Origin of the sequence: Pseudomonas viciae (assembly GCF_004786035.1) — a bacterium.
GTDB classification, from domain to species: Bacteria; Pseudomonadota; Gammaproteobacteria; order Pseudomonadales; family Pseudomonadaceae; genus Aquipseudomonas; species Aquipseudomonas viciae.
This window is the reverse complement of record NZ_CP035088.1, coordinates 2,922,856-2,945,866: the sequence shown is the minus strand read 5'-3', so window position 1 is coordinate 2,945,866 and position 23,011 is coordinate 2,922,856. Positions and strand designations below refer to the sequence as shown.

The 23,011-nt window shown below is 60.4% G+C and carries 21 protein-coding genes; 12 read left to right on the top strand and 9 right to left on the bottom strand.

Annotated features, from left to right (window positions below):
* Nucleotides 1–151 precede the first annotated feature (151 nt).
* From EPZ47_RS13440 to EPZ47_RS13425, 4 genes are all read right to left on the bottom strand, one after another.
* A complete protein-coding gene (locus EPZ47_RS13440; protein WP_135847984.1) occupies nt 152–646 on the bottom strand; it encodes a GNAT family N-acetyltransferase in 495 nt (164 codons plus the stop codon).
* A 57-nt stretch (nt 647–703) separates the two neighbouring features.
* Nucleotides 704–1,825, bottom strand: coding sequence for a cell division protein ZapE (gene zapE, locus EPZ47_RS13435; RefSeq protein WP_135845218.1), 1,122 nt, complete (start codon nt 1,823–1,825; stop codon nt 704–706).
* Between the two features lie 148 nt (nt 1,826–1,973).
* Entirely contained in the window at nt 1,974–2,315 is a 342-nt protein-coding gene (locus EPZ47_RS13430) for a nuclear transport factor 2 family protein (protein ID WP_135845217.1), read from the bottom strand.
* Between the two features lie 51 nt (nt 2,316–2,366).
* Complete coding sequence (locus EPZ47_RS13425) at nt 2,367–3,083, bottom strand: helix-turn-helix transcriptional regulator (protein WP_135845216.1); 717 nt, start codon at nt 3,081–3,083, stop codon at nt 2,367–2,369.
* Between the two features lie 220 nt (nt 3,084–3,303).
* Between EPZ47_RS13425 and EPZ47_RS13420 the strand changes: the two genes are divergently transcribed.
* Nucleotides 3,304–3,774: an LEA/WHy family protein gene (locus tag EPZ47_RS13420; RefSeq protein WP_135845215.1), complete on the top strand. Its 471-nt coding sequence runs from the start codon at nt 3,304–3,306 to the stop codon at nt 3,772–3,774.
* Here EPZ47_RS13420 and EPZ47_RS13415 read toward each other — a convergent pair whose 3' ends face one another.
* A complete protein-coding gene (locus EPZ47_RS13415) occupies nt 3,775–4,698 on the bottom strand; it encodes a carbon-nitrogen hydrolase family protein (RefSeq protein WP_135845214.1) in 924 nt (307 codons plus the stop codon). It abuts the gene before it with no gap.
* 85 nt (nt 4,699–4,783) lie between these two features.
* Between EPZ47_RS13415 and EPZ47_RS13410 the strand changes: the two genes are divergently transcribed.
* On the top strand, nt 4,784–5,692 hold the full coding sequence (locus EPZ47_RS13410) for a LysR family transcriptional regulator (RefSeq protein ID WP_178084251.1): 909 nt from the start codon (nt 4,784–4,786) through the stop codon (nt 5,690–5,692).
* Between the two features lie 3 nt (nt 5,693–5,695).
* Here EPZ47_RS13410 and EPZ47_RS13405 read toward each other — a convergent pair whose 3' ends face one another.
* Nucleotides 5,696–5,950, bottom strand: coding sequence for a hypothetical protein (locus EPZ47_RS13405; protein WP_135845212.1), 255 nt, complete (start codon nt 5,948–5,950; stop codon nt 5,696–5,698).
* A 160-nt stretch (nt 5,951–6,110) separates the two neighbouring features.
* On the opposite strand from EPZ47_RS13405, the gene EPZ47_RS13400 reads away from it, so the two are divergent.
* Complete coding sequence (locus EPZ47_RS13400; protein WP_135845211.1) at nt 6,111–6,425, top strand: ElaB/YgaM/YqjD family protein; 315 nt, start codon at nt 6,111–6,113, stop codon at nt 6,423–6,425.
* Between the two features lie 132 nt (nt 6,426–6,557).
* On the opposite strand, the gene EPZ47_RS13395 is transcribed toward EPZ47_RS13400, so the two are convergent.
* Nucleotides 6,558–7,586: an Ldh family oxidoreductase gene (locus EPZ47_RS13395; RefSeq protein WP_135845210.1), complete on the bottom strand. Its 1,029-nt coding sequence runs from the start codon at nt 7,584–7,586 to the stop codon at nt 6,558–6,560.
* 274 nt (nt 7,587–7,860) lie between these two features.
* On the opposite strand from EPZ47_RS13395, the gene EPZ47_RS13390 reads away from it, so the two are divergent.
* Nucleotides 7,861–12,681 carry a dermonecrotic toxin domain-containing protein gene (locus EPZ47_RS13390; RefSeq protein ID WP_135845209.1) on the top strand — a complete coding sequence of 1,607 codons (4,821 nt, stop codon included), beginning with the start codon at nt 7,861–7,863 and terminating at the stop codon, nt 12,679–12,681.
* A gap of 182 nt (nt 12,682–12,863) precedes the next feature.
* Nucleotides 12,864–13,874 (top strand): FecR family protein, encoded by a 1,011-nt coding sequence (locus EPZ47_RS13385; protein ID WP_135845208.1) that lies wholly within the window; start codon nt 12,864–12,866, stop codon nt 13,872–13,874.
* Nucleotides 13,875–14,020: 146 nt separating this feature from the next.
* Here the strand turns inward: EPZ47_RS13385 and pvdQ are convergent, their stop codons facing one another.
* Nucleotides 14,021–16,369, bottom strand: coding sequence for a bifunctional acylase PvdQ (gene pvdQ / locus EPZ47_RS13380; RefSeq protein ID WP_135845207.1), 2,349 nt, complete (start codon nt 16,367–16,369; stop codon nt 14,021–14,023).
* A gap of 285 nt (nt 16,370–16,654) precedes the next feature.
* Here pvdQ and EPZ47_RS13375 point away from each other — a divergent pair, with 285 nt between their 5' ends.
* Nucleotides 16,655–17,035: a fe2+ zn2+ uptake regulation protein gene (locus EPZ47_RS13375; RefSeq protein WP_135845206.1), complete on the top strand. Its 381-nt coding sequence runs from the start codon at nt 16,655–16,657 to the stop codon at nt 17,033–17,035.
* A 9-nt stretch (nt 17,036–17,044) separates the two neighbouring features.
* Here the strand turns inward: EPZ47_RS13375 and EPZ47_RS13370 are convergent, their stop codons facing one another.
* Nucleotides 17,045–17,233 carry a hypothetical protein gene (locus tag EPZ47_RS13370; RefSeq protein ID WP_135845205.1) on the bottom strand — a complete coding sequence of 63 codons (189 nt, stop codon included), beginning with the start codon at nt 17,231–17,233 and terminating at the stop codon, nt 17,045–17,047.
* 150 nt (nt 17,234–17,383) lie between these two features.
* On the opposite strand from EPZ47_RS13370, the gene EPZ47_RS30215 reads away from it, so the two are divergent.
* The 6 genes from EPZ47_RS30215 to glgA all read left to right on the top strand — a co-directional run bounded on the left by EPZ47_RS30215 (nt 17,384) and on the right by glgA (nt 23,009).
* Nucleotides 17,384–17,530: a hypothetical protein gene (locus tag EPZ47_RS30215; protein ID WP_178084250.1), complete on the top strand. Its 147-nt coding sequence runs from the start codon at nt 17,384–17,386 to the stop codon at nt 17,528–17,530.
* A gap of 306 nt (nt 17,531–17,836) precedes the next feature.
* A complete protein-coding gene (locus EPZ47_RS13365) occupies nt 17,837–18,283 on the top strand; it encodes a DUF411 domain-containing protein (RefSeq protein WP_135845204.1) in 447 nt (148 codons plus the stop codon).
* Nucleotides 18,283–18,717 carry a YqaA family protein gene (locus tag EPZ47_RS13360; RefSeq protein ID WP_135845203.1) on the top strand — a complete coding sequence of 145 codons (435 nt, stop codon included), beginning with the start codon at nt 18,283–18,285 and terminating at the stop codon, nt 18,715–18,717. The genes EPZ47_RS13365 and EPZ47_RS13360 overlap by 1 nt, the downstream gene beginning before the upstream one ends.
* A gap of 86 nt (nt 18,718–18,803) precedes the next feature.
* Nucleotides 18,804–19,835, top strand: a complete 1,032-nt coding sequence (locus tag EPZ47_RS13355) for an alpha/beta fold hydrolase (protein WP_135845202.1) — start codon at nt 18,804–18,806, stop codon at nt 19,833–19,835.
* A gap of 11 nt (nt 19,836–19,846) precedes the next feature.
* Nucleotides 19,847–20,809 carry a D-2-hydroxyacid dehydrogenase family protein gene (locus tag EPZ47_RS13350; protein ID WP_135845201.1) on the top strand — a complete coding sequence of 321 codons (963 nt, stop codon included), beginning with the start codon at nt 19,847–19,849 and terminating at the stop codon, nt 20,807–20,809.
* Between the two features lie 628 nt (nt 20,810–21,437).
* Entirely contained in the window at nt 21,438–23,009 is a 1,572-nt protein-coding gene (gene glgA, locus EPZ47_RS13345) for a glycogen synthase GlgA (protein WP_135845200.1), read from the top strand.
* Nucleotides 23,010–23,011 lie beyond the last annotated feature (2 nt).

Sequence of the window (23,011 nt, the reverse complement as noted above, 5' to 3'; positions counted from 1 at the left end):
GTCCGGCTACATAGTGCTCCCGCTTGTGCAGAAGTTTTTGGTCACTTTTGGCGGGTGCGGCATTCCGGCTCATCCAAAAGTGACCCGCTGCAAGAACAGCACCGTCAGCCGCCGTTACCGCGAAAATGGATATGTACCCAACATAAAGCCTTCACAACGGCTTTATCCAAAACAACATACGCCCATGGGCCGGGTCAAACATCCCAGCAGCAAAGCCGAACTTGGCATAGCTACCCTGGGCCACGGCATTCCCCTCAAGCACCTCCAGGGTGATCTTGCAGCAACCGCGCTGGCGGGCGATGTCCTCGACCTTCTGCAGCATTTTCTGGCTCAGCCCGAGCCCGCGAAACTCTTTCATCACCGCCACGTCGTGGATATTCACCAAAGGTCGACAGGCGAAGGTTGAAAAACCTTCGAAACAGTTGACCAGCCCCGCCGGTTCGCCATTGACGAAAGCCAGCACGCTGAACGCATGGGGGCGCTTGGCCAGTTCCTCGGGCAGGTGCAGCAGCACTTCGGCGGGCAGCGAGTGGCCGCCTCCCATGGGATCCTCTGCATAACCATTGAGCACGTGGCAGATTGCTTCAGCGTGAACCGGGTTGGTATAGCTCGCTTGCAATACAAGAATGTCCTTGGCTTCTTCCATGATCATTACCATCTCACTTCGGTAGTACCGGCGGCTCGATCCGGCGGCGGGATACAGTCAGGCGGGCTGACCAAAACGTTGCATTTGCATTTCCTGAAGGCGACTGAGCGTACGGCGAAACGGAAATTGCAGATAGCCCTCGGTGTACAACTGATCCATCGGCACCTGGGCCGAAAGGTACAGCGGCACCTTACGGTCATAACATTCGTCGACCAGGGCGATGAAACGCCGTACGCCGTCATCATGCACCGACAATTGTGGCAGTTCGCGATCACCGGCCACAACCCGCTCGACACCGTCTTCCGTGCCACGGGCAATCCGCCCCTCGCGCTGTTCGCCGCTCAGGCACGGCACATCACTGAGCAGGATGACGTTGAAACGATCGCACAGGGCCATGAAATCCAGCGCCGAGAACGGTTGTTCACAGAGATCCGGGTAACGGCTCCAGAGCACCGTGTCACTGGCCTGGACCGGTTCTACCTGACGATGGCCGACTGCAATCGGTTCATGACTCAGCCTCTGCCCTGCCGTCAACTGGTCGAAGATATCGCTCAACGGCTCGGGCTGTCCGGGGTCGCGCAGCCAATAACGCTGCTGCAACTGGCCCGGATGCTGGCGGTGGTCTTGCCATCCATTGACCGGCACGACCTGCATGTGTTGCTTGATGGCGGTGATGGTCGGCAGGAACCGTTCGCGGTTATGGCCATTGGCGTAGAGCTCCTCCGGCGGCAGGTTGGAGGTGCTCACCACCACCATGCCCTGCTCGAACATCACTTGGAACAGCCGACCGAGGATGATGGCGTCGCCGATGTCGCTGACAAACAATTCGTCGAAACACAGCACCCGCACTTCTGCGCTCAACTCCCGGGCCAGGGCCTGCAAAGGGTCCGCCGTACCGGTGAGCTGGAATGAGCGCTGATGCACCCAGGCCATGAAGTGGTGGAAGTGCTGACGGCGGGCTGGCACCTTGAGGCTGTCGTAGAAACGGTCCATCAGCCAAGTCTTGCCACGCCCCACCGGCCCCCAGAGATAAACGCCCTTGATCGACTTACGGCCCTCGTGCAACGCCTTGTGGCATTGCTCCAGGGCCATGATGGCCAACTCCTGGGCTTCGTCCTGGACAAAACCGTGGTGTTCAATGGCATGCTGCCAGGCACTCAAGGGGGAGTCGAAAGTCATACGGCCCAGGTCCGGGAAATGAAGGTGGGGAGTATGCCATGTTGGCAGGATCAGCGATCACGCCGGCTCCATGAAACAATACAAAACCCTGTGGCGAGGGAGCTTGCTCCCTCGCCACAACAGTGCTCACCTGACAAAGTGCAGAACACTAAACCGAGATATCCAACCGACTGATCTTGCCCTGCTCATCAAGCCGGAAGGTATAGCGCAACTCCAGCGGGCTGCCGGGAAAGGTGCCCGAGATCAGGTTATGCACCAGCACTTTGCCGGTGCGCTGCTGCACATTGAGCACTTGCACCCTGGGCTGGAAGCGCTGGGCAGTGTCTTCCATCCATTGGGCGATGGCCTGGGCGCCAACACGGTGCTGGCCTTCATCGAATACGTTGGCATCCTCGGCGAAGAAACGCGTCACCGCCGAACTGTCACGGGCATTGGCGGCCGCAATGTAGCCGGCGATGGCCGGGGCCAGGGAAGAGACGGGATTGGACATGGTGGGGCTCCTTGTTTTATCGATCTGGCTCCATGCTAGAACAGCCTTGTGTCAGTTTTTGTCAGGAGTGAAGCGCCCGGTTTCATCCAGTTCCATCAACTTGAACCAGGCACGCAACCAGTCACTGCGCCGGCCGGGATACCGCTCCTCCTGCTCGCTGGCAGAGGCAATCCGGTCGGTGCGAAAGGTCCGATAGGCACCGCGCAATTCACACCAGGCCACCACCACCCGCGCCTCATTGAAAAAGCCCAGGGCCAGTGGCCAGATCAAGCGCTGGCTCGGAGTTTTATTCACGTCGGCGTAATCGATCTGCAACTTGGCTTGCGTGCGAATGGCTTGGCGATAGACATTCAGCTCCACCGTATTCTGCGGATAGCCATAGCCAGGCGGACCGGGCAGCACCGTCGGGTTGCGCAAGGCGTCCCGCACGTCAGGGGCCAGCACCGCCGCGACTTTGGCCAGCGCATCGGCGGCGGCCTTGCCCAACACATCGTCGCCACGCTGATCGACGTAGCGCAAGCCCAATACAATGGCCTCGATTTCGTCGGCAGTGAACATCAACGGCGGCAGGAACAGGCCACTGCGCAACACATAGCCGATGCCCGCCTCACCCTGGATCGGCGCACCGAGGGCGGTGAGTTCGGCGATGTCGCGGTACAAGGTGCGCTCGGACACCTTCAGCTCGGCCGCCAATGTCGCGGCGGTGACCGGGCAGCGCTTGCCCCGCAAGACTTGCAGCAAAGTGAGCAGCCGAGTGGTACGCGACACGATGGCGATCCGGAAGGAAAAAGTTGACGCAGATTAGCAGAGGCCGCTGTCAGAAACTGTCAGGAGCCATGTGCTCAAGGGCGTAACCTGGGTGTAGCCCGCTTTTGTGGCGAGGGAGCTTGCTCCCACGCCACAGGGGTTTACGGTTGCCTTGAGAACGCGGTGGGTTATCGTACCCCGCAGTTTTCCGAGTTTTTCTCCATCTCTTGAGAGTTTATCCATGCGCAGAATCCTCGGCTTATCCCTTTTCCTGATACTGCTCAGCCTGAGCGCCTGCGCCCTTTTCCCGCACCGGGATCCGTTGAATATCAACGTGGTCGGCATCGAACCACTGCCCAGCCAGGAGCTGGAGATGCGCTTTGCCGTGAAGCTGCGCTTGCAGAACCCCAACGAAACCGCGATCGACTACAACGGCGTGGCCCTGGACCTGGAGGTCAACGGTCGTACGCTGGCATCGGGCGTCAGTGACCAGGCCGGTTCCATTCCACGCTTTTCCGAAGCGGTGCTGAGCGTGCCGGTGAGCATTTCGGCGTTTTCCGTGCTGCGTCAGACCTTGGGCCTGAGCCAGACCCAAAGCCTGAATAACCTGCCCTATGTGCTCAAGGGCAAACTCGCCGGCGGCGTGTTCGGCACCACGCGCTTCGTCGACCGCGGCACCCTCGACTTACCGGGCTCCGCGGCCACCTGGTGATCAGGCGGTAAACCGCACGCCGGGCTTGGCCCGCTCGTCCACCACCAGTTCGAACACATCCGGCCTGGCGTAATGCCCGACCACGTCATAGTCGTAGCGCGCCCGCACCAGTTCATCGGTATCGATTTCAGCGGTGAGCAACCCGGCCGTGTCTTTCAGTGGCCCAGCCAATACGTCGCCCATGGGCCCGATAATCACGCTACCACCGGCAATCAACGGTCGCTCGGCCGGCCAATGGGCGACGTCGATGCCCAATGCCTGTGGCGAGGCCTGGACCTGGCAGGCACTGACCACAAAGCAACGGCCTTCGTGGGCGATGTGGCGCATGGTCACCTGCCACATCTCTCGCTCATCCACCGTCGGCGCACACCAGACCTCAACGCCTTTGGCGTACATCGCGGTGCGCAACAACGGCATCATGTTTTCCCAACACACTGCAGCGCCCAAACGACCGACCTGGCTGTCGATCACCGGCAAGGTCGAACCGTCGCCCTTGCCCCAGATCAGCCGCTCGGTGCCGGTGGGCATCAGCTTGCGGTGCTTGGCCACCAAGCCGGCCTCGGGCTCGAAGTACAGCGCCGTGCAGTACAAGGTGCTGCCGGCACGCTCGATGACGCCGAGCACCAGGCTGGCCCCGGTCCGGGCCGAAAGTCCGGCCAGCGCCTCGGTTTCGGCGCCAGGCACGTCAATGGCATTGGCAAAATAACGGGCAAACGTCTCGCGCCCCTCGGGCAGTCGGTAACCCAGTTGAGTCCCGAACCCCTCGCCCTTGGGATAGCCCCCCAGTAAGGCTTCGGGCATTACCACCAAACGGGCGCCGGCCTGGCGGATGGCGTCTTCATAGGAAAGGATCTGCGCCAGGGTCTCGTCCTTGCCGCCGGGCAACGAACCGATCTGCAGGGCAGCGACAATGGATTTGGGCATGGCTTTCAACTCCGTGGTCATCAGGTGTTGCTGATTCTCAGGTGTCAGCCGATCATGAACAAAGCCCCGAATGCTGCTAAATGATATGAGCCTTATGAATATCGCCAATGTCGACCTCAATCTGCTCAAGACCTTCGAAGCCCTGCATGACGAATCCAGCGCCAGCCGCGCCGCGTTGCGCCTGGGCGTAACCCAGTCGGCCATCAGCGCAGCCCTGCGCAGGCTTCGAAACCTGTATGGTGATCAATTATTCGTGCGCACCGGGCGCGGCCTGGCACCGACACTGCGGGCCAATCAGTTGAAGCCGGTGATCAGCGAAGCACTGGACAAATGCCGCCAGAGCCTGGCAATGGTCGATCCCCATGTCAGCCATTACCAAGGCCGCTCGGTCATCGTCGGGCTGTCCGACGATTTCGAAATTGCCCACGGGCGACGTCTGATTGAGGAAGTGGCACAACGTGCGCCGGGGTTACGCTTGATTTTTCGCCAGACCCACAGCCAGATCGTCGGCCAGGCCCTGATGGAGCGCAACCTCGACCTGGCGATCACGGCGGGAGGTTTCGCCCAGCGCTTGCTCAGCCGCCAGGTATTGGGCGAAGGCGACTACGCCTGCCTGGTGGACCCGGCCAGCCTGACGGAGGGCCAGCACACCCTCTCCCTGGAAGCGTTCGTGGCCCGTGAACATGTGCTGGTGTCGTCGGGTGGTTTTATCGGCATCACCGACGAAGGGCTGGCCGGGCTCGGTCTGAGCCGGCGGGTGTGCGCCTCGACCACCCACTTTGCCGCGCTGCCATTCCTGCTCAAGGGCAGCCAGGCGGTGGCGACCATTCCGGCCCATGCCGCCCGGGCCATCGCATCCCTCAGCGGCCTGGAAGTGCTGCCCTGCCCCCTCGCCTTGCCGCACTACCCGATCGAACTGGGCTGGCGAACCCCCACGCAAATGGATCCCGCGATGGTCAAGGTTCGCGAGGCGATTGTCGCAACCTTCACGTAGGGTTTACTTGTTGGCGGCCATCAGGCGATTGACTTCACTGCGCACCATGTTGGCGTATTCCGGCGGCGACATGCCGTCCAGTTCCGAGCGCACCCACTCAGACCACTTGCCCTTGCGCTTGGAGCGCTCGCCAAACAGCCGGGCAGCGTCGCCCTTGGCCTTGCCCAAATTGTTTTGCCACAGCTCAAAGAGTCGGGATTTTTCGTCTTCCAGCGCCGCACGCTCGGCCAGGGGCTTGTCAGCCAGATTGAAACTCATGGGAATTACCTGTTGCGTAAATAGGCGCCATCTTACACCTTGCAGAGAAACGTCTTAACCACGATTTGTTCAGGGGTATGCTGCCAGCGTCACGCCCTGCAACTTTTGCCCGAACGCAACACTCCATTGTTCACTGCCATCATCACCAAGGAGTACCTCAATGGCTCGTAAAACCACCGTGCAAAACGGAGAGCAAATCAAGGATCAAGCCTTCAGCGAACTGAAGGCACTGATTGAGGAATCGGAAAAACTGCTCAAGAGCAGCGCGTCACTGGTCGGCGAGGACGCCGAAGACCTGCGGGGCCAGATCTCCCAGAAACTGCAACAGGCCCTGGATTCGGTCACCAGCGCCCGGGAGCGCACCCGGCCGATGGTCGATGCCACGGAAGTCTATATTGGCGGTCATCCATGGCAAACCGTGGCGATTTCCGCCGGATTCGGGCTGGTGGTGGGTTTGTTGCTCGGACGGCGTTAAGCAGCACCCAGAAGGACGGTTATCCGTGGCGAGGGAGCTTGCTCCCGCTCGGTTGTGAAACAACCGCAAAAAAGCGAGGGCTGCTTCGCAGCGCAGCGGGAGCACGCTCCCTCGCCACAAAAATACAATTGCTTACTGCCCCGCCAACTCGCGCAACTGCGCCAACGTCTGCTCCTCCAACACAATCCCCCGCTCATTGGATTTGCTGCGCTCGCGATGCCGACGATCCCCCGGCAGCCGCCGTAGCCCCACGGCATGCATTTGCCTGACCAGCTCCTGGCTGCGCTCGGCGAAGTTCTGGCCGGCGGCCTTGCTCGGGTCGATGACGATCAGTAATTGGCCGGTCCATGGCGTCTTGGCGCCGGGATGATTGCTCCAGTCGAACTCGAACGAAAAATTCCCCCCGGTCAGGGCCGCCGCCAGCAACTCGCCCATCATCGACAACGCCGAGCCCTTGTGTCCGCCAAACGGCAGGAGTGCCCCGCCTTCGAGAATCGCTTTCGGATCGCAGGTCGGTTGGCCGAGGCTGTCCACGCCCATGCCTGGCGGCAACAGCTCGCCTTTGCGGGCGGCAATCTGCACGTCGCCATGGGCGATGGCGCTGGTGGCCAGGTCGAAGACTATCGGCTCGCCGTCGGCCCGGGGCGCGGCGAAGGCGATCGGATTGGTGCCGAACAGCGGACGGTCGGCGCCGTGGGGCACCACGCAGGTCATGCTGTTGACCACGCTCAACGCCACCAGGCCTTCGTAGGCAAACGGCTCGACATCCGGCCACAGGGCGGCGAAGTGATGGGAGTTACGAATCGCCAGGACCGCAATCCCGGCGCTGCGGGCCTTAGCCACCAGCAATGGGCGCGCTGCCGCCAGGGCTGGCTGGGCAAACCCGTTTGCGGCGTCAACCGCGACAAAACCCGATGCGACGTCTTCGACCGCTGGCACGGCCTTACCGTTGACCCAACCGCTGTTCAGTGTCGAAACATAGCCCGGAATGCGAAACACCCCATGGCTATGGGCACCGTCGCGTTCGGCGCCGGCACAGTTTTCGGCCAGGGTCCGGGCGACTTCGGCCGACGTGCCATGGCGCAGGAAAATCTTCTCCAGCAAACTCACCAACGCATCAAAGGACAGGGTGGAACCAGCACGATCGGATAGCGCAGACATCTGAAGCTCCAGAGTGATTGTTGGAGGTAGCAACAGCGTAGGACCAGCCCGGTGATTAAACACTGCTTCGCCGTGGGAGCAAAGCGTGCTCGCGATAGCGGTCCCTCAGTCATATGGTCATCGCGAACAAGCTCGGCTCCCACACAGAGAGCCTGACAGGTCTGAAGACTTTCGTGCGGTAACTATGTACCACCTTTGCTCATTCATCGCTCTCTAGTCTGACCGCTTCATCCACCGATGTGCCGCCATGCGGCGCCTTGATCGAGAAGCAACGATGACCACTGAGACCATGCCACTTTTCTTTGCCCAAGTGCTGGACGCCAAGCGCCTGGACGAGTTGACCGCCGCCAATGACTTGACCCAGGCCGACCTCGACTGGCTGCACCACACTTCCCTGGCCAACCACATGCTACGCGTCGCGCAGACACCGGCGATGTCCGCCGAAACAATTCTGTTGCACGCCGAGGGTAAGGCTCCCATCCCGCTGGCAGGCTGCTTTACCCTCAGCGCCTTGTCAGGCACCAAGGCGTCAGCCCCCAAGCCTGCGTTCCTTTACACGCCGCTGGGTGGAATCAAAAAGTTCGACAGCCCGGACGCTCTCGCCAGGCGGATAGACGAAATGCTGGCGCACCCGACAGAGCGTGACGACCTGTTTCAACTCCTGTCGATTGCCCAGCGCGCCGAACTGAACAGCGCAGCCACCCTTACCCAAAGCCGGCAGATCATCAACGGTGACGTGTTCAAAACCCAGGTCGAATCCATTGAGCACGCACAAGACCTCAACGCCCTGGCAATGGTGAATGAGCTGATCAAATTACCCTCGCTGACTTCAATGCTCGACGAGGTGTTGAATGAGGTGCTGTCGAACTTCGATCATAAACAGGCCAGAGTGACACTGAGTACGGGTGATCCGCAGGCAAACCAGGTAACCAGGAGCCTGTCACTGAGCGACGCGGTCCTGCTCTACTTCCACAATCAGGGACGACCTCGCGGGCATGACGTCGACTTCACTCACCCTGGGATAACCGCGTCCCCCCAGAATACCCGGCAGTGGGAAAGCATCTTGAGGGTCACGGCCAGGAACCTGATTCCCAAACTCAGCCACCGCATCAATACCTATTGGGACGCCACGGGCCCCTTCCATACTTCACGCCGGGATTTCCTGGCCCAGGTCATCAAGGATTCGCTGCAATCCACGATCCTGATCCAGCGGGAGAAAAGGCAACTGACCGATGCACACAGCCGGGAACTGCTTCGACTGTTCAGGCCGTCGCGCGCGGATGAGGCGCTGCTGTTTATCGAAACGGTTCGTCTTTGGGAATATGAGCCGCTCTACGTGGAGCTCGCAGGTTCCTTGATGATCAGCGGCCGCCACCACTACCTCTATACCCCCAGCCATGGCCTGCAGAAAGTGGCCAACTACCTGGGCTTCAAGGATGCGCTGCTCAGCACCCCCACCAGTACGGTGCGCAAGGAAGAGCTCTATAGCCTTCTGAGCCTGGAGGAGCGCAACCGGTTCCTGCGCTTTGACGAGCCACAAGTGTCGGGCAAGTCGCTGAACCTGCCAGTCTCCGAGTCGTTGGCTAACGCGATCATCGGCAAGCAACTGGAGAACCTTCATTACGCACTGGAGATGTCCCGCCAGGGCGATGTGGACATCCACACGCTCATCGACAAGGCCCTGGACATCCGGGCCCTGATCAACCAAAGCCTGTTGAAGCAGAAAACCGCTGGCCACTGGGGTACGCAACCGGCCTTTTACGGAGAGATGCGACCGTCCAACTACTTGGCCGACACCTTGGAGCGCAAGGTCAAGAGCTATGCCAGTGTCGAAGACGCGTTCAATACCCTGTTCAAACAGCTGCCGCTGTCCAACGAAATCTTGCTGCGCAACGAACTGAGGGGCCTGCTGCCTCAATTGACCAATGTTTTTTCCCTGGGGATCCGGGCAGAGGCCGAGCTCAGGGAACTCAATGGCACACTGCCCCCTGCCGCGCACGACCTCATCAGCAGCGTGTTTGCCTTCGACCCCGAATACCCGCAGCGCAAGCAACGCATAGGGGTGAAGGGCTTTCGACCGGATGTCTATTCATTGCGACTGGCGTACACCGCAGAAGGTGAAACGCTTTCCCTGCCCCTCGCCAATTGTTTTTTACTGACTGAACGCGGAGGGTTGGATACGCCATATTCGGGCCTGGGCATTCTCTGGACGCCCGCCGATGGCTTGCAGGTGTTCAGCTCCGTCGAGCTGGCCACGACGCAATTGAACCGCCACCTGCTCGACGGACAAAAGCGCTTTGGATGGCTGGCAAACCTCACGCCCGCTCAACGCAAACCCCATGGACGTTATCAGCTCGAGGCGTTTGAACTGATCGAAGACAATGTGCTGCTCAATCGGATGAGTTCGTTCATCAAACACTTCGAGGCCGAGTACGGTTATTTGAGCACGTTGAAAGCCGGGGATTGGCAACTGACCGGGCCTGCCTTGGTCAAAAGCCGTGAGGCGATACGCCAGGAAGGCGCACCGACCAATCTCAAACGCGCCGGCCGTATCGCCGAGGCCATCAGGTGGCAACAGAAACTTCCCGCCTGGCTCGGCACGGCCTCTGTGGAAGATCAACGCCTGCACATTGACCTGGTTGAGCAATATCGAAACAGCGTGGTCGATGGCAAAGATTACCTCGACGGTGTCGAGCCCCTGCACGCCTATGTGAGTAAAAAACTGAAAGCGCTACTGGACGCGCGCTTTGCCGACAAAAGCCTCGACCCCGCCACCCTGCTGATCACACCGAACCTGGCGCTGGCGGGCCCAGCATGCACCTTGACCGATTTTGCCCTGAATCATATCGAGGTCACCCAGATGACCGGCTTCAAGGTGTCCTCCACCTCCCGGCAGAAGTTGCCGGACAGCTTGAACGAGGCGGCTGTCAGGCAAATGCTGCTGTCATTGGATATCCCCAGCGTTTATAAAAAACACGTACTGGACAAGCTTTCCGGGACCGCCGCCGACGTCCAGCAAAGGAAGCAGCGGTTCCGCCGGCAAATACCCTGGCAATTGTTGCAGCAGGCTCATGCACGGCACCTGCAACAGCATCTTTCACCGACGGCGTTCGACTTGATTCGCCAAGTGCTGGACATGCCGGATGCCATCGCTCGCCAAGCGGTGGAAGGCGCCAGCGCGTGGATTCGTCCACTGGAGCTGATTAAAACCGGGGGCACGGCTGCGGTCAAAGCACTGGGACTTTACCTGATCGGGTCGAGCGCCGACGCCAAGGCACCCCATGTGCTGTATGCGCCCTACCATGCCGGCCAGAACTTCACCGAGTTCAAGGATGAAGCGAGCGTGATAGCGGCATTCAATGCGCCGGGAGCGCTCCAGGATTTACTGATTCGCCGACTGCCCGAGAGCCAGCAAGCCACATTCAAAAACCTGTTCGCCGCCACGGCCGGGGCTCTCTCGGAAATCACCCTGGCCTCCAATCCTATCAAGACCAACCTGCTCGACACGCTGTTCGACGACAACACAACGTTGCTGTCCGACATGCTGACCACCCAAACAAACAAAAAACGCCAGTTCGACTGGGAAACGGTTCGGCATCTGTTCAGCGCTGGCGTCAAGCTGGTGGGTAGGCAGTTGCCGGGCAAACTGACGTTTATCGAAACGCTGTGGGAAAGCTATCAGGACTTCAAGGCCTCTGCCGAATCCCTGCAGGAGCACGATTGGAAAGCCGGCTTGCACGATTTCATCGCCGGTGCCGTCGAGATGGCCTCGCTGGGATCGCTGAATCCCGACGACACCTTCGGCCTGCTCGCCCCGGTAGGTCCTGGCTCGCAAAACGGCCCAGTGGCAACCCCCGCCCATTGGAAAGAGATTGCCTCCACGGCCCCGAGGCGCACCAACCTGCAGGCTTTCGAAGCCACCGGCATCAGCCTCCAGGATCTTCAGAGAAACGCAGTGGAGGGGACCTACAAATCGATAGCGTCCGGCAAGCTCTACGCCCATGTTGCCGGCAAAGTCTTTCAAGTGGCGAAAACCAATCAGGTCTGGCGCGTTGTCCATGAGAACGGAGAAGGCCCGATACTGAAAAAATCGCCTGGCGGCCCACAATGGACGATTGACCCACAACGCCACGGCATTCGCTACGGCAAGGTGATGTCGACACTGGCCAACTCTTACAGTGACTACAAGGCTTCGTTGGCAATGAATATCGAAGCGCGGGGCATGGCTGAAATACGCAGAAAGTATCCTCACCGCGCAAACGCGATCGTGCAGGCCCTGGAAACGGCGCGGTATTACTCGTTCAACGCCCTGCACAACCTCGCGCTAATCAAACGACGGGTCCCTTCAGGCTCTCGAGTGGATACTTTTCTCAAGCCATTTTTCGGGGTCAAAAAAGTCGATGTCAGTCTTATCCAGAAGATACATACTGCGATCTCACCGATATGCAGGGCGTTGGCTGATCCCTCCTGGGACTCGCAGAACCCCAAGCGCGTCGTGATTGGCTCCCTCAGCCAAGCAGACGATAACCTGGTTGCGTTTGTGCTGGAGCCTGAAGCAACCGGCACAATCTACCTCACCGACCTTTTCTTCGACATGGGGATGGATTGGTACAAGGAAGCGGTACCAGACTCCTTTAACGTCGATGCTCACGCCCAGGGCGCTACCCTTATCCACGAAATTTCCCATCAGCTTTTCGACACCATCGATATCGTTTATCTGGAAGCCGCAATGCCCTTCCTGGACCTGATTTCCCAGGCGACTCACGAAGGCCGACGAAAATACAACGCGCTAAAAAATCAACAAACCAGTGTGCTTTCGCTGACCACGCCAAGAGCCCGATTGTTTACGGCATGGGATATCGAGGACGACGCGCCGAGAAGCCTGGATCTTTTCGGCCGGTATAAGGACACCGTGAAGGAAATCCTGAAAATAACCGGCGCCAGGACCCTGGACGAAGCACGCGATGCCTTCCTGGATCCGGACTTACCGGACAAACGCATCGACGTCATACTTCGAAACGCCGACTCCCTGACGCTGCTGATTTGTGAGTTGGGTCGCCAGCTCGATCCGCCATCACCCACGACCTCGTCTTGACGGCGACACTTGGCGCGGGTGATTGGGCGTTGATCTTTTTTTCACGACGTTTATGGGACGCTACGACTGCCGAATAACGGTGTTTAATCCTAAAAATAGGCTCATTTGATATGCAAACGCCATGATGGCTGTTCTCGGCAGCTCATGCCGAAGGTTAGAATGCGGCAAACCAGGAAGAGTCAATGACCGAACGTACCCTCTCTGAAGCCGAATACGACGCCATTACCGATGCGGCCGCGCATTGGTGCATGCGGTTGCATGCGGCTGACTGCACGCCAGCCGAACGGCTGGCGTTCAAGCAATGGCACGATGCCGATCCCCTGCACGCCTTCGAATATGAAGCCATGCTGGAAATCTGGACTGTTGCCGATCATCTGCCCCGGGTCGAATCAACGGCGGCGCCCGCTCCAGCGTCCCGACCGCGCTCGCGGTCACGTTGGAGCCGGCTGGCGGTGGCTGCGGCGGTGCTCGCACTGGGCTTGCCCCTGGCCGCTTTCACTGGCTGGAACCTGGGCTGGCTGGCAAATTCGTACCAACGATTCGAAGCCGGCGCGAGCGTACACCACATCACTCTGGACGATGGCAGCCAGGTAGAACTGAACCTGGGCAGTGAGCTGGTCTATGCCAACTACAAGCATGAACGCCGGGTCACGCTGAAAAAGGGCGAGGCGTTTTTCGACGTCAGCCATGACGCACAGCACCCGTTCGTTGTTCGCGCGGGCCAGGGCCAAGTGCGCGTGACCGGCACTCGCTTCAACGTCTGGATGTACCAGGATCAAGTGCGGGTCACGCTGGTGGAGGGCTCGGTATGGGTGACCAGTAACCAGGCACTCGCCAACAACGGCTCGCGGCTCTCGCCGGGCATGCAGGCGAGCTACAAGGCTGGCGACTACCAACCGCAAGTGCGTGAGATCGGCCCCAATGACAGCTCGCTGGCGTGGCGCAACGGCAAGCTGGTCCTGGATGATCTCGCCCTCAGCGACGCGCTGCCGCTGATCAACCGCTACCTCGACCATCCCGTCATGCTGGCCGACAACAGCACCGGCGCCTTGCGTGTGGGCGGCATCTACAACCTCAACGAAGTGCAGAACCTTGTGCCTTCGTTGCCCAAAGTCCTGCCGGTTTACCTGACGCGGAACAAGGACGGCAACCCTGTCCTCAACTCCATCGGCCAACGCCCCGCCAACAACTGAAAAAGCCGCGATCCTTTCGGACGCGGCTTTTTTGCAGGTTATCGCGCCATTTATGACCTTCGCTCCCACAATTTAGACCTGTGTCGGGCTGCGATTTCCGGACAGTCCAAAGTCCCCTGTCTAGTCCTGAAACCCAACAACAACACTTAGTGCGTCACCACCCTGCCCGCCTCGTCACGCTCACGGATAATCAGGGCCTGATAGTGCGGATCGGCTTTGATCTGCTGTTTGGTGAAGGGCAGCACACTCCACTGTTTCTTCGAAAAGGCCTGGGTCTGGTCTGCCGAGTAAGGCGATGCCGGGTCGCTGGAGATGGAAAACGCCAACAACCCCTGGGCCTGAGGGCCTTTGTCGTCAAACGTCACCACTTGCAGATAGCTGGTACCGCTGACCACTTCCCGCTGACCGTTCGCCGCCGGCACACTCTGGATCGCGTTATAGATTCCCAACTCCCCTGGGCCGCCGTGGATGGGCGTCTGTCGACCACCACTGCTGGCCACCTGAACGTCCTGCCATCGACTGTCCTTCGTCAACCCGGCGGCCTTCACCGCCGCCACTGAAGCCAGCATCGCTTCACGCAGCGCCTTGCGCACTGCCGGTCGCTCGATCGCCAGGCCTCGCGGGGTATGTTGCGGGTCCTTCGGATCGAACGCGACACGCCACACATCAGGCGTCGCCTGCAACGGCTCCATGATGGACTGGAAATGAATGAACCCCAGCCCGCTGTCCAGGCCGGCAGTGCGGTCCCACGCCTTGAGGCGGGTACAGGCTTCGACCAACGCCGAGGCATCGGCCCCCAGGTCACTGGCGCAAAAACCGAGCAGGTCTGGCATCACCTGGTCAGCCAGGTAAACCTGATCGTCCATGACCATGCGCTGCAAGTCCTGCGCCTTCACCGGCCCGCCTTTGGCCAACTGGCCCAGGCGGTCCAGGGCAAAACGCGCCCGCAGGCCCAGGGGCTGGTCCTGCTGGCTGATCAAAGGCGAATAACCGGACAACGGTTGCGAAGGATTGGCCATCCAGGCCGAATCGTTGGAGTTCTGTACATAATCGCGACGCAACAACTGCGGCAACTTGTCGGCCGCGTAGATGCCTTTTTGCATGGCTTTGGCATCGATGTCCCAGGCGCATTCACTGCGTGAGCCATCCAGCACGATCAGCCGCAGCCCGGCCCGGGGATCGCTGCAGCGAGCCAGTTTGTCGGCACCGACATTCGGCACCACCGACAGGTTCATGTAGAGACTTTGCCCCTGATCGTCCACTGCCAGGGTATTGACCCAGGGAATGCCCTGGATCCCATGGACCGCGTTCTGCAAATCCTTGAGCGTGACGGCCTTGTTCATCGCGTACCACTGGGCCAGCACCCGATCGTTTTCCAGGTTGGCGTCCCGCAGGCTGTAGGCGAACTGGTTATTCCAGTCCAGCCGGCCTGGCCATTGCACGATTGGACCGAACTGCGAGCCGTAAACCACTCGAGAGAGCGTTTCCACCTGACCATCGGCTTGCTGGACGTCCACCGTGATCGTCTGCTGGCTCATCGGTACGGATTTGCCATCGAGCAGGTAGCGGGTCGGATCTTTCGGATCGAGCTGCAATCGGTACAGGGTGAAGTGTTTGGAGCTGTCGACGGTGTGGGTCCAGGCCAGGTGCTGGCTGAACCCGATGTTGATCACCGGCAAGCCTGGCAGGGCCGCGCCCATGACGTCCAGCTTGCCGGGGATGGTCAGGTGCATCTGATAAAAACGCATGCCCCCCAACCAGGGGAAATGCGGGTTCGCCAGCAACATCCCGCGACCGTTGAACGAACGCTCGCTGCCGATGGCCAGCGCATTGCTACCGCGCTCCAGGGCGAAACGCTGCTGCCGGGCTGCCGCGCCGGCAAAACCCGCCGTCGGGGCGCCAGTGAGCGCCGTTGCCTTGGGTGGCTGTGCGCCAGCCAGGGCTTCGGCGAACTGGCCAACGCCGCCTTCCACCAACAGCCGACGGGTCAACTTGACCAGGTCCAACGCCGTGATCGGTCGCACCCACTCGCTGGCGCATTGCTCGGGCAGGCCTTTGGCCTTGCGCTCGGCCAGCAGGCGGTTGTAGCCCGCCACATAACCTTCGACCAGGTGCTGCACCTCAGGCGTCTGCGCTTGCCAGAAACCGGACACCGCTTGCGGCGTATTGAGCCAACTGAAAAACAGATCGCTGACGCGGTTCTCCCGCTGCTCGACCGTCAGCTGTTCAGGCCCGAAATAGCGCGAGCGCTGGCCATTGACCGTGACGATTTCATTGGCCAGCAGGCAAAGATTATCCTGGGCGTACGCATAGCCAATGCCGTAACCCAGCCCGCGCTCATCCTGAGCCTGGATATGCGGCACGCCAAAACGGGTGCGGGCAATTTCGGCACTGGCCTGCCCCGCATCGCCTTGCGCGCTGGCAACGGTGCTGAGCCCCAGGCTCATCGCCAAAAACACGCCTGCGAGGCCACGCCTCGATAACTGACCGGACATTCTTGCGTTCACTCCTGAGCGAAAACTTCAGAACCAGGACGGCGACCGGTACGACCGTTGGCCCGCCTGGACAATCACAGACCGCCTGCAGAAGCGGAATGTGCCTTCCCTGAAAACGAACCGGATGAAAAAAAATTAACGGCTAATCAACGGGCTCACGGTGAAGAAATGCAGGCTCCAGACATTTTTTTCACCTCAGGGCCCTCATTATTGCTCGCGCTCGTTCGTCCTATTACAAGAGAGTATTCGTGACCTTTTCTGAACAGGCTGGTAAGGATTTTTTGCATGCATGACAGGCAACTGCCAATGGAAGGTAAGTCCAGGTCGAGCGGCGTCTCGATGACCGTCACTCACAACGTGTTCGGCGGGCCAGCAGAGCGCGGTGGCAATGAACACATCAGGCGGCTGCTCAAGAGCTACGGGCTCAGGACCAGCTTGATCCGCCTCAAAGTCATCGATGCCTTGCTCAGGGCCGCCAATGAGAATCGCTGCCTGGGTGTGCGGGGCGTGCACAGTCAATTGCTGGGGCTGGACATTCCCTTGTCCTTCCTCAGCGTACGCGAGGTGCTCAAGCGTTTGTGCAGCGAGGGCGTCGTCACCTTCAACCCGGATAAGAGCTACTGCCTGCACCCCAAGGCCATGGCCGTGCTCGAAACGGGTGAATAACGCTGATGCTCAGGGCTTGACCTTACGCCGCATCACGCCGTTGATCACCACCACGATGACCGCCACGGCAATGGCGATGTATTGAAACAGCTGTTCGCTGATCATGCCGTTGTTCTGCATCCAGGACAGTCCCAGCATGATCGCCAGGACGACGAGGACGATCAGGATCGAGTATTTCAAACGTTGCGAATGAGTCATTGCCAATTTCCCGAATGTATCCGTTCTGTATCCGCCTGCTTGCCAGGCTCATACCTTGTTTTGGGGATAAGCGGCAGCAAACGGGGTCCCATGGTACAGCCGAAGGAGCGTTTTCGCGCAACCACGGTGTTAAACCATGAGGATTTATTTATGTTTCGTCGCCTGACCCTGTTGCTTCCCCTGTTGTCCATCCTGACCCTGAGTGGCTGCCTCTTTTTCCCTCACGACCGCGGTCATGGCGACCATGATCGCCGTGGCGGTCCCGGTCCCGGCCCCGGCTTCGAGCAGCACCGCTAGGTGCGTTTGCCAGCCCACTGATCGGTTCAAGGTCCGCTGAACCGGTTCCATACTGTCAGCAGGTGGATACGAAACTGCATCGGCCACATTCCCCTGCTCGCGATGGCGGATTAAGATCAGCATCACAGTAGCTGACCCACCGCTATCGCGAGCAGGCTTGCTCCCACAGGGGTTGCCGCGATACCGGGAAGTCCTGCTTTCATTCTTCCAACCTGACAATTCTGTAATCCTCCCCTCAGCCCCCTGTCAGCTCGCACTCGCTACTCTGTTATCCTCCCTCCAAACCGTTCGACACGAGACCACCCCATGGCCAATCCCCTGCACTTGCTCGCCCTGAGCGCCCTGCTCATCACCTCCCTGGCCCAGGCCGCCGAACCGGTCACCATTGATGTGCACCGCGATGCCAATTGCGGCTGCTGCAAAAAGTGGATTTCGCATCTGCAGGAAAACGGCTTCAAGGTCAACGACCATGTCGAGGCCGACATGAGTTCGGTCAAGCAACGCCTGGGCGTGGCACCGAACCTGCGCTCCTGCCACACCGCCGAGATCAACGGCAAATTCGTCGAAGGTCATGTCCCGGCTGATCAGGTGCTGGCGTTGAGTAAACGCGATGACTTGCTCGGCGTGGCGGCGCCCGGCATGCCCATGGGCTCGCCGGGCATGGAAATGGACGGTATGAGCGATGCCTATCAAGTGATCGGCCTGAAAAAGGACGGGACGCAAACCGTAGTGGCGGATTACCCGGCCCACTGATGGGCGAGGCGTACATCGGGTTGTTCCTGGCCGCCTTCGGGGCGGCGACCTTGCTACCCCTGCAATCGGAAGCCCTGTTGGTGGGCCTGTTGCTCAGCGAGCGCTATGCGCTTTGGCTGTTGCTGGGGGTCGCCACACTGGGCAACGTCTTGGGCTCGCTGGTGAACTGGTGGCTGGGCACACGCCTGGAGCAGTTCAAGGACCGGCGTTGGTTTCCCATCAGCCCGGCCCACCTGGACAAGGCCCGCGGGCACTACCGACGCTACGGACGTTGGTCGCTGCTGCTCAGTTGGCTGCCGATCATTGGTGATCCCCTGACCCTGGTGGCCGGGGTGATGGGCGAGCCCTGGCGACGCTTTCTGTTGTTGGTGACCCTTGCCAAAGGCCTGCGTTATGGCGTGCTCGCCCTCGCGACCCTGGGCTGGATGGGTTGAACGTTCGGGCCGTGCGGTTGCCTGTGGTTAATGTCGCCATAATCGGGCCGTCCCAGGATCGGCCGGATGCCCAAGGAGAGTTGACCATGTCGCGTCCCACCACTCGCTGGTTGCCCAGCCTGTTCCTGACCACCGCCCTGCCCTTGCTCGCCCAGGCCGCCAATCCACCGCAAGGCCCGGCCTACGGTGCGCAGCTCGAGGGATTCGAATACCCCTATACCCTCAAGCATTTCGCTTTCCAGTCCCAGGGCCAGTCGTTGCAGATGGGCTATATGGACGTGCCGGCCCAAGGCAAGGTCAATGGCCGCAGCGTGGTGCTGATGCACGGCAAGAACTTCTGCGCCGCCACCTGGGGCGATTCGATCAGGACCCTCAGCGAGGCCGGTTACCGGGTGATTGCCCCGGACCAGATCGGCTTTTGCACCTCAAGCAAACCAGGCCATTACCAGTACAGTTTCCAGCAGTTGGCGAGCAACACCCAGGCCCTGCTCAAGGCCCTCGGCGTTCAGAAAGCCGTCGTGCTCGGCCATTCCACCGGCGGCATGCTCGCCACCCGCTATGCCTTGCAGTTTCCCGATCAGGTCGAACGCCTGGCGATGGTCAATCCCATTGGCCTGGAGGACTGGAAAGCCCTCGGCGTGCCCTACCGTACTGTGGACCAGTGGTACCAGCGCGAGCTGAAGCTCAACGCCGACGGCATTCGCAACTACGAGCGCACAACTTATTACGGCGGCCGCTGGAAGCCGGAATTCGACCGCTGGGTGGACATGCTCGCCGGGCTGAACAAGGGGCCCGGTCATACGCAAGTCGCGTGGAACTCGGCGTTGATCTACGACATGATCTTCACCCAGCCGGTCTATTACGAGTTCAAAGACTTAACCGTGCCAACCCTGCTGCTGATCGGCACCTCCGACACCACAGCCATTGGCAGCGACATCGCGCCGCCGCCGGTGAAAGCCAAACTGGGCCGCTATGAGGTGCTGGGCAAGCAGGTCGCTCAGCTGATTCCCCGCTCGACCCTGGTAGAGTTCCCCAATCTGGGGCATGCCCCACAAATGGAAGAGCCGGACCGCTTCCACCAGGCCCTGCTGGGCTGGCTGAATAAACCCATTCCCTGACGAGGTGTTCCATGGCGGTGCAAATAGCAGTCATCGACGATTGGCAAGACGTGGCACGGGACGTGGTCGACTGGTCGGTGCTGGACAGCATCGGCCAGGTGACTTTTCTTCACGACTACCCCGCCGACCGCGACACCCTCGCCCAGCGCCTGCGGCGTTTCGAAGTGATCTGTGTGATGCGTGAACGCACGTCGTTCGACGAAGAACTGCTGCGCCGGCTGCCGAATCTCAAGCTACTGCTCACCGGCGGCATGCGCAATGCGGCCCTGGACCTCAAGACCGCCGCCGAGCTGGGCATCCAGGTCTGCGGCACCGACAGCTACAAGCATGCCGCCCCCGAACTGACCTGGGCGCTGGTCATGGCCCTGACCCGCAACCTGGTACAGGAAGCCAACGCCCTGCGCGCCGGCCTGTGGCAGCAAGGCTTGGGGGGTGATTTGCATGGCAAGACCCTGGCGATCCTCGGCCTGGGCAGCATCGGCAAACGTGTCGCGCAGTTCGGCCAAGTATTCGGCATGCGGGTCATCGCCTGGAGCCAGAACCTCACCGCCGAAAAGGCCGCCGAAGCCGGTGTGACCTACGTGAGTAAACAGGCGCTGTTCGAACAGGCCGACATTCTCTCGATCCATCTCGTGCTCAGCGAGCGCAGCCGCGGCCTGGTGGATGCCCAGGCCCTGAGTTGGATGAAGCCCGAGGCCCTGCTGGTCAACACCGCGCGCGGGCCGATCGTCGATGAGGCCGCCCTGATCGACGCCCTCCAGCACAAGCGCCTGGCCGGTGCCGCCCTGGACGTCTTCGCCCAGGAGCCCCTGCCCTCCGGCCACCCATTCCGGACCTTGGATAACGTGCTGGCCACGCCGCATGTGGGGTATGTCAGCCGACAGAATTATCAGCAGTTTTATGCCTTGATGATTGAAGACTTGCAGGCCTGGGCGGCGGGCAAGCCGATTCGTCTGCTGACCCCGACAACCTGATTTCAGGCACAACCTAACGCCTCCTGTGGGAGCGGGCTTGCTCGTGAAGGCGGAGCATCAGGCAGTCAATGCATCGGCTGACAGACCGCACTCGCGAGCAAGCCCGCTCCCACAAAAGAGTGTGTTTCTCGCGCCATTAGTAGCCATCAAAACGCCTCTATCCCACCCGCCCTCCAATGGTGCGTCGCGCCATTCCATCGCGCACGGCGATGAAACACCGCCTTCCCCTTACACCCTTTTGATTTCAAGAAACTGCACTTCGTCGGTGCGTATCCCCCTTTGTTGTGTAAGTGATTGCCGACAAAATCCGTGATTGTCCGACAATGCGACGAAGCGAGCCGCACCGCTCTACGTTCTGACCTAGACTGCCTAACCGGGGGGAAAACCTGCCGGTCACCCAGGCGAAAAAAAGTCGAAACTTTTCGCAACGGCGACAGGTCAGGTTAGAGGTAGGGCAACAGTGGCTGGTGCATTCCTTGCAACCACCCTTTCACCTGATTCGCTTTGCCGCATTGGGCAGCGCTTTGCTTTCCTTGCGTAGCGCTTGTGCGCCTGGCCGCAGGATTCGGCCAATGAAACAACAGCTCTGGCGCTTGCCGGAAACAGATCGAAAAAATGGGAGAAAGTTATGATCAGTGCTGCCTTGGAACCACAGCAAGTCCGTTCTCAATTACCGCCAGCGGCTGAGTCGCTGACGGCACCGGTGCTGGCCACCGGCGGCAAGGCACTGCTCCCCGTCGTTCGACAGAATCCCAATCGCAAGAAGGTATTGTTCGTAACGTCGGAAATCGCCGACCTGGTCAAGACCGGCGGCCTGGGCGACGTTTCAGCCGCACTGCCCCGGGCCATGGCCGGGTTGCATGATGTCCGGGTACTGATCCCCGGTTATCCGCAAGTGATGAACAGCGGCAATCCGATCCACATCATCGGCGAGTTGGGTGGCCACGCAGCGCTACCGCCGTGCAAGATCGGACGCATGGACATGCCCGACGGCCTGGTGATCTACGTACTGATCTGCCCGGAACTGTTTGCCCGCGAAGGTTCACCCTACGGTGCCAACAACGGGCGCGACTGGCCCGACAACCACATTCGCTTCGCTCGCCTGGGCCTGGCCGCAGCCGACATCGCCGCCAACCTCGCGCAGATCCACTGGTGCCCTGACCTGGTCCACGCCCACGACTGGCCAGCCGGGCTGGCGCCGGCCTATATGCACTGGCGCGGCCAGCGTACTCCAACCCTGTTCACCATCCACAACCTGGCCTATCAGGGTGTGGTGAGCCTGGCGTCTTGCCCGGAGCTGGGTATTCCCGAACACGCACTGCAACAAGAAGGCATGGAGTTCTACGGCAAGTTGTCGTTCCTCAAGGCCGGCATGGCCTACTCCAGCCACATCACCACGGTCAGTGCCACCTACGCCCAGGAAATCACCACCCCGGCGTTCGGTTGCGGGCTCGATGGTTTCCTCGCGGCCAAGACCCAACAAGGCCTGCTCAGCGGCATCCCCAACGGCATCGATGAAAGCTGGGACGCGGCCACTGACACGCACCTGTTCCGCCAGTTCGCCATGGGCGACTGGGAAGGCAAGGCGGTCAACGCCGCCCATGTGCGCAATCTGTTCGGCCTCGACGATTCCACCGGCCCGCTGTTCGCCGTGGTGTCGCGCCTGGTGTACCAGAAAGGCCTGGACCTGACCGAAGCGGTCGCCGAATTCATCGTCGAATCTGGTGGACAGATCGCCATTATTGGTCGCGGCGAACCGGAAGAAGAACAAGCCATGCGTGAACTGGCACTGCGCTTTCCCGGACGGATCGGCGTGCGCATCGGCTTCAATGAAACCGATGCCCGACGGATGTTCGCCGGCAGCGATTTCCTGCTGATGCCCTCGCGCTACGAGCCTTGCGGCTTGAGCCAGATGTACGCCCAGCGCTTCGGCTCGCTGCCGGTGGCGCGCAATACCGGTGGGCTGGCAGACACCATCGAAGACGGCATCACCGGGTTTCTGTTCGATGAATCCACGGTGGACAGCTACAAACAGGCCTTGAGCCGGGCCTTCAAGGTCTTCGCTTTTCCTGACCTGCTCAACGCCATGCGCTGTCGGGCCATGTCGGCACCGTTCAATTGGTGCAAGGCCGTGGAGCCCTACGCCGAACTCTACGAACAGCTGGTGGCCAAGTCACTGGGTAAATCGGTCAGACAATGAGG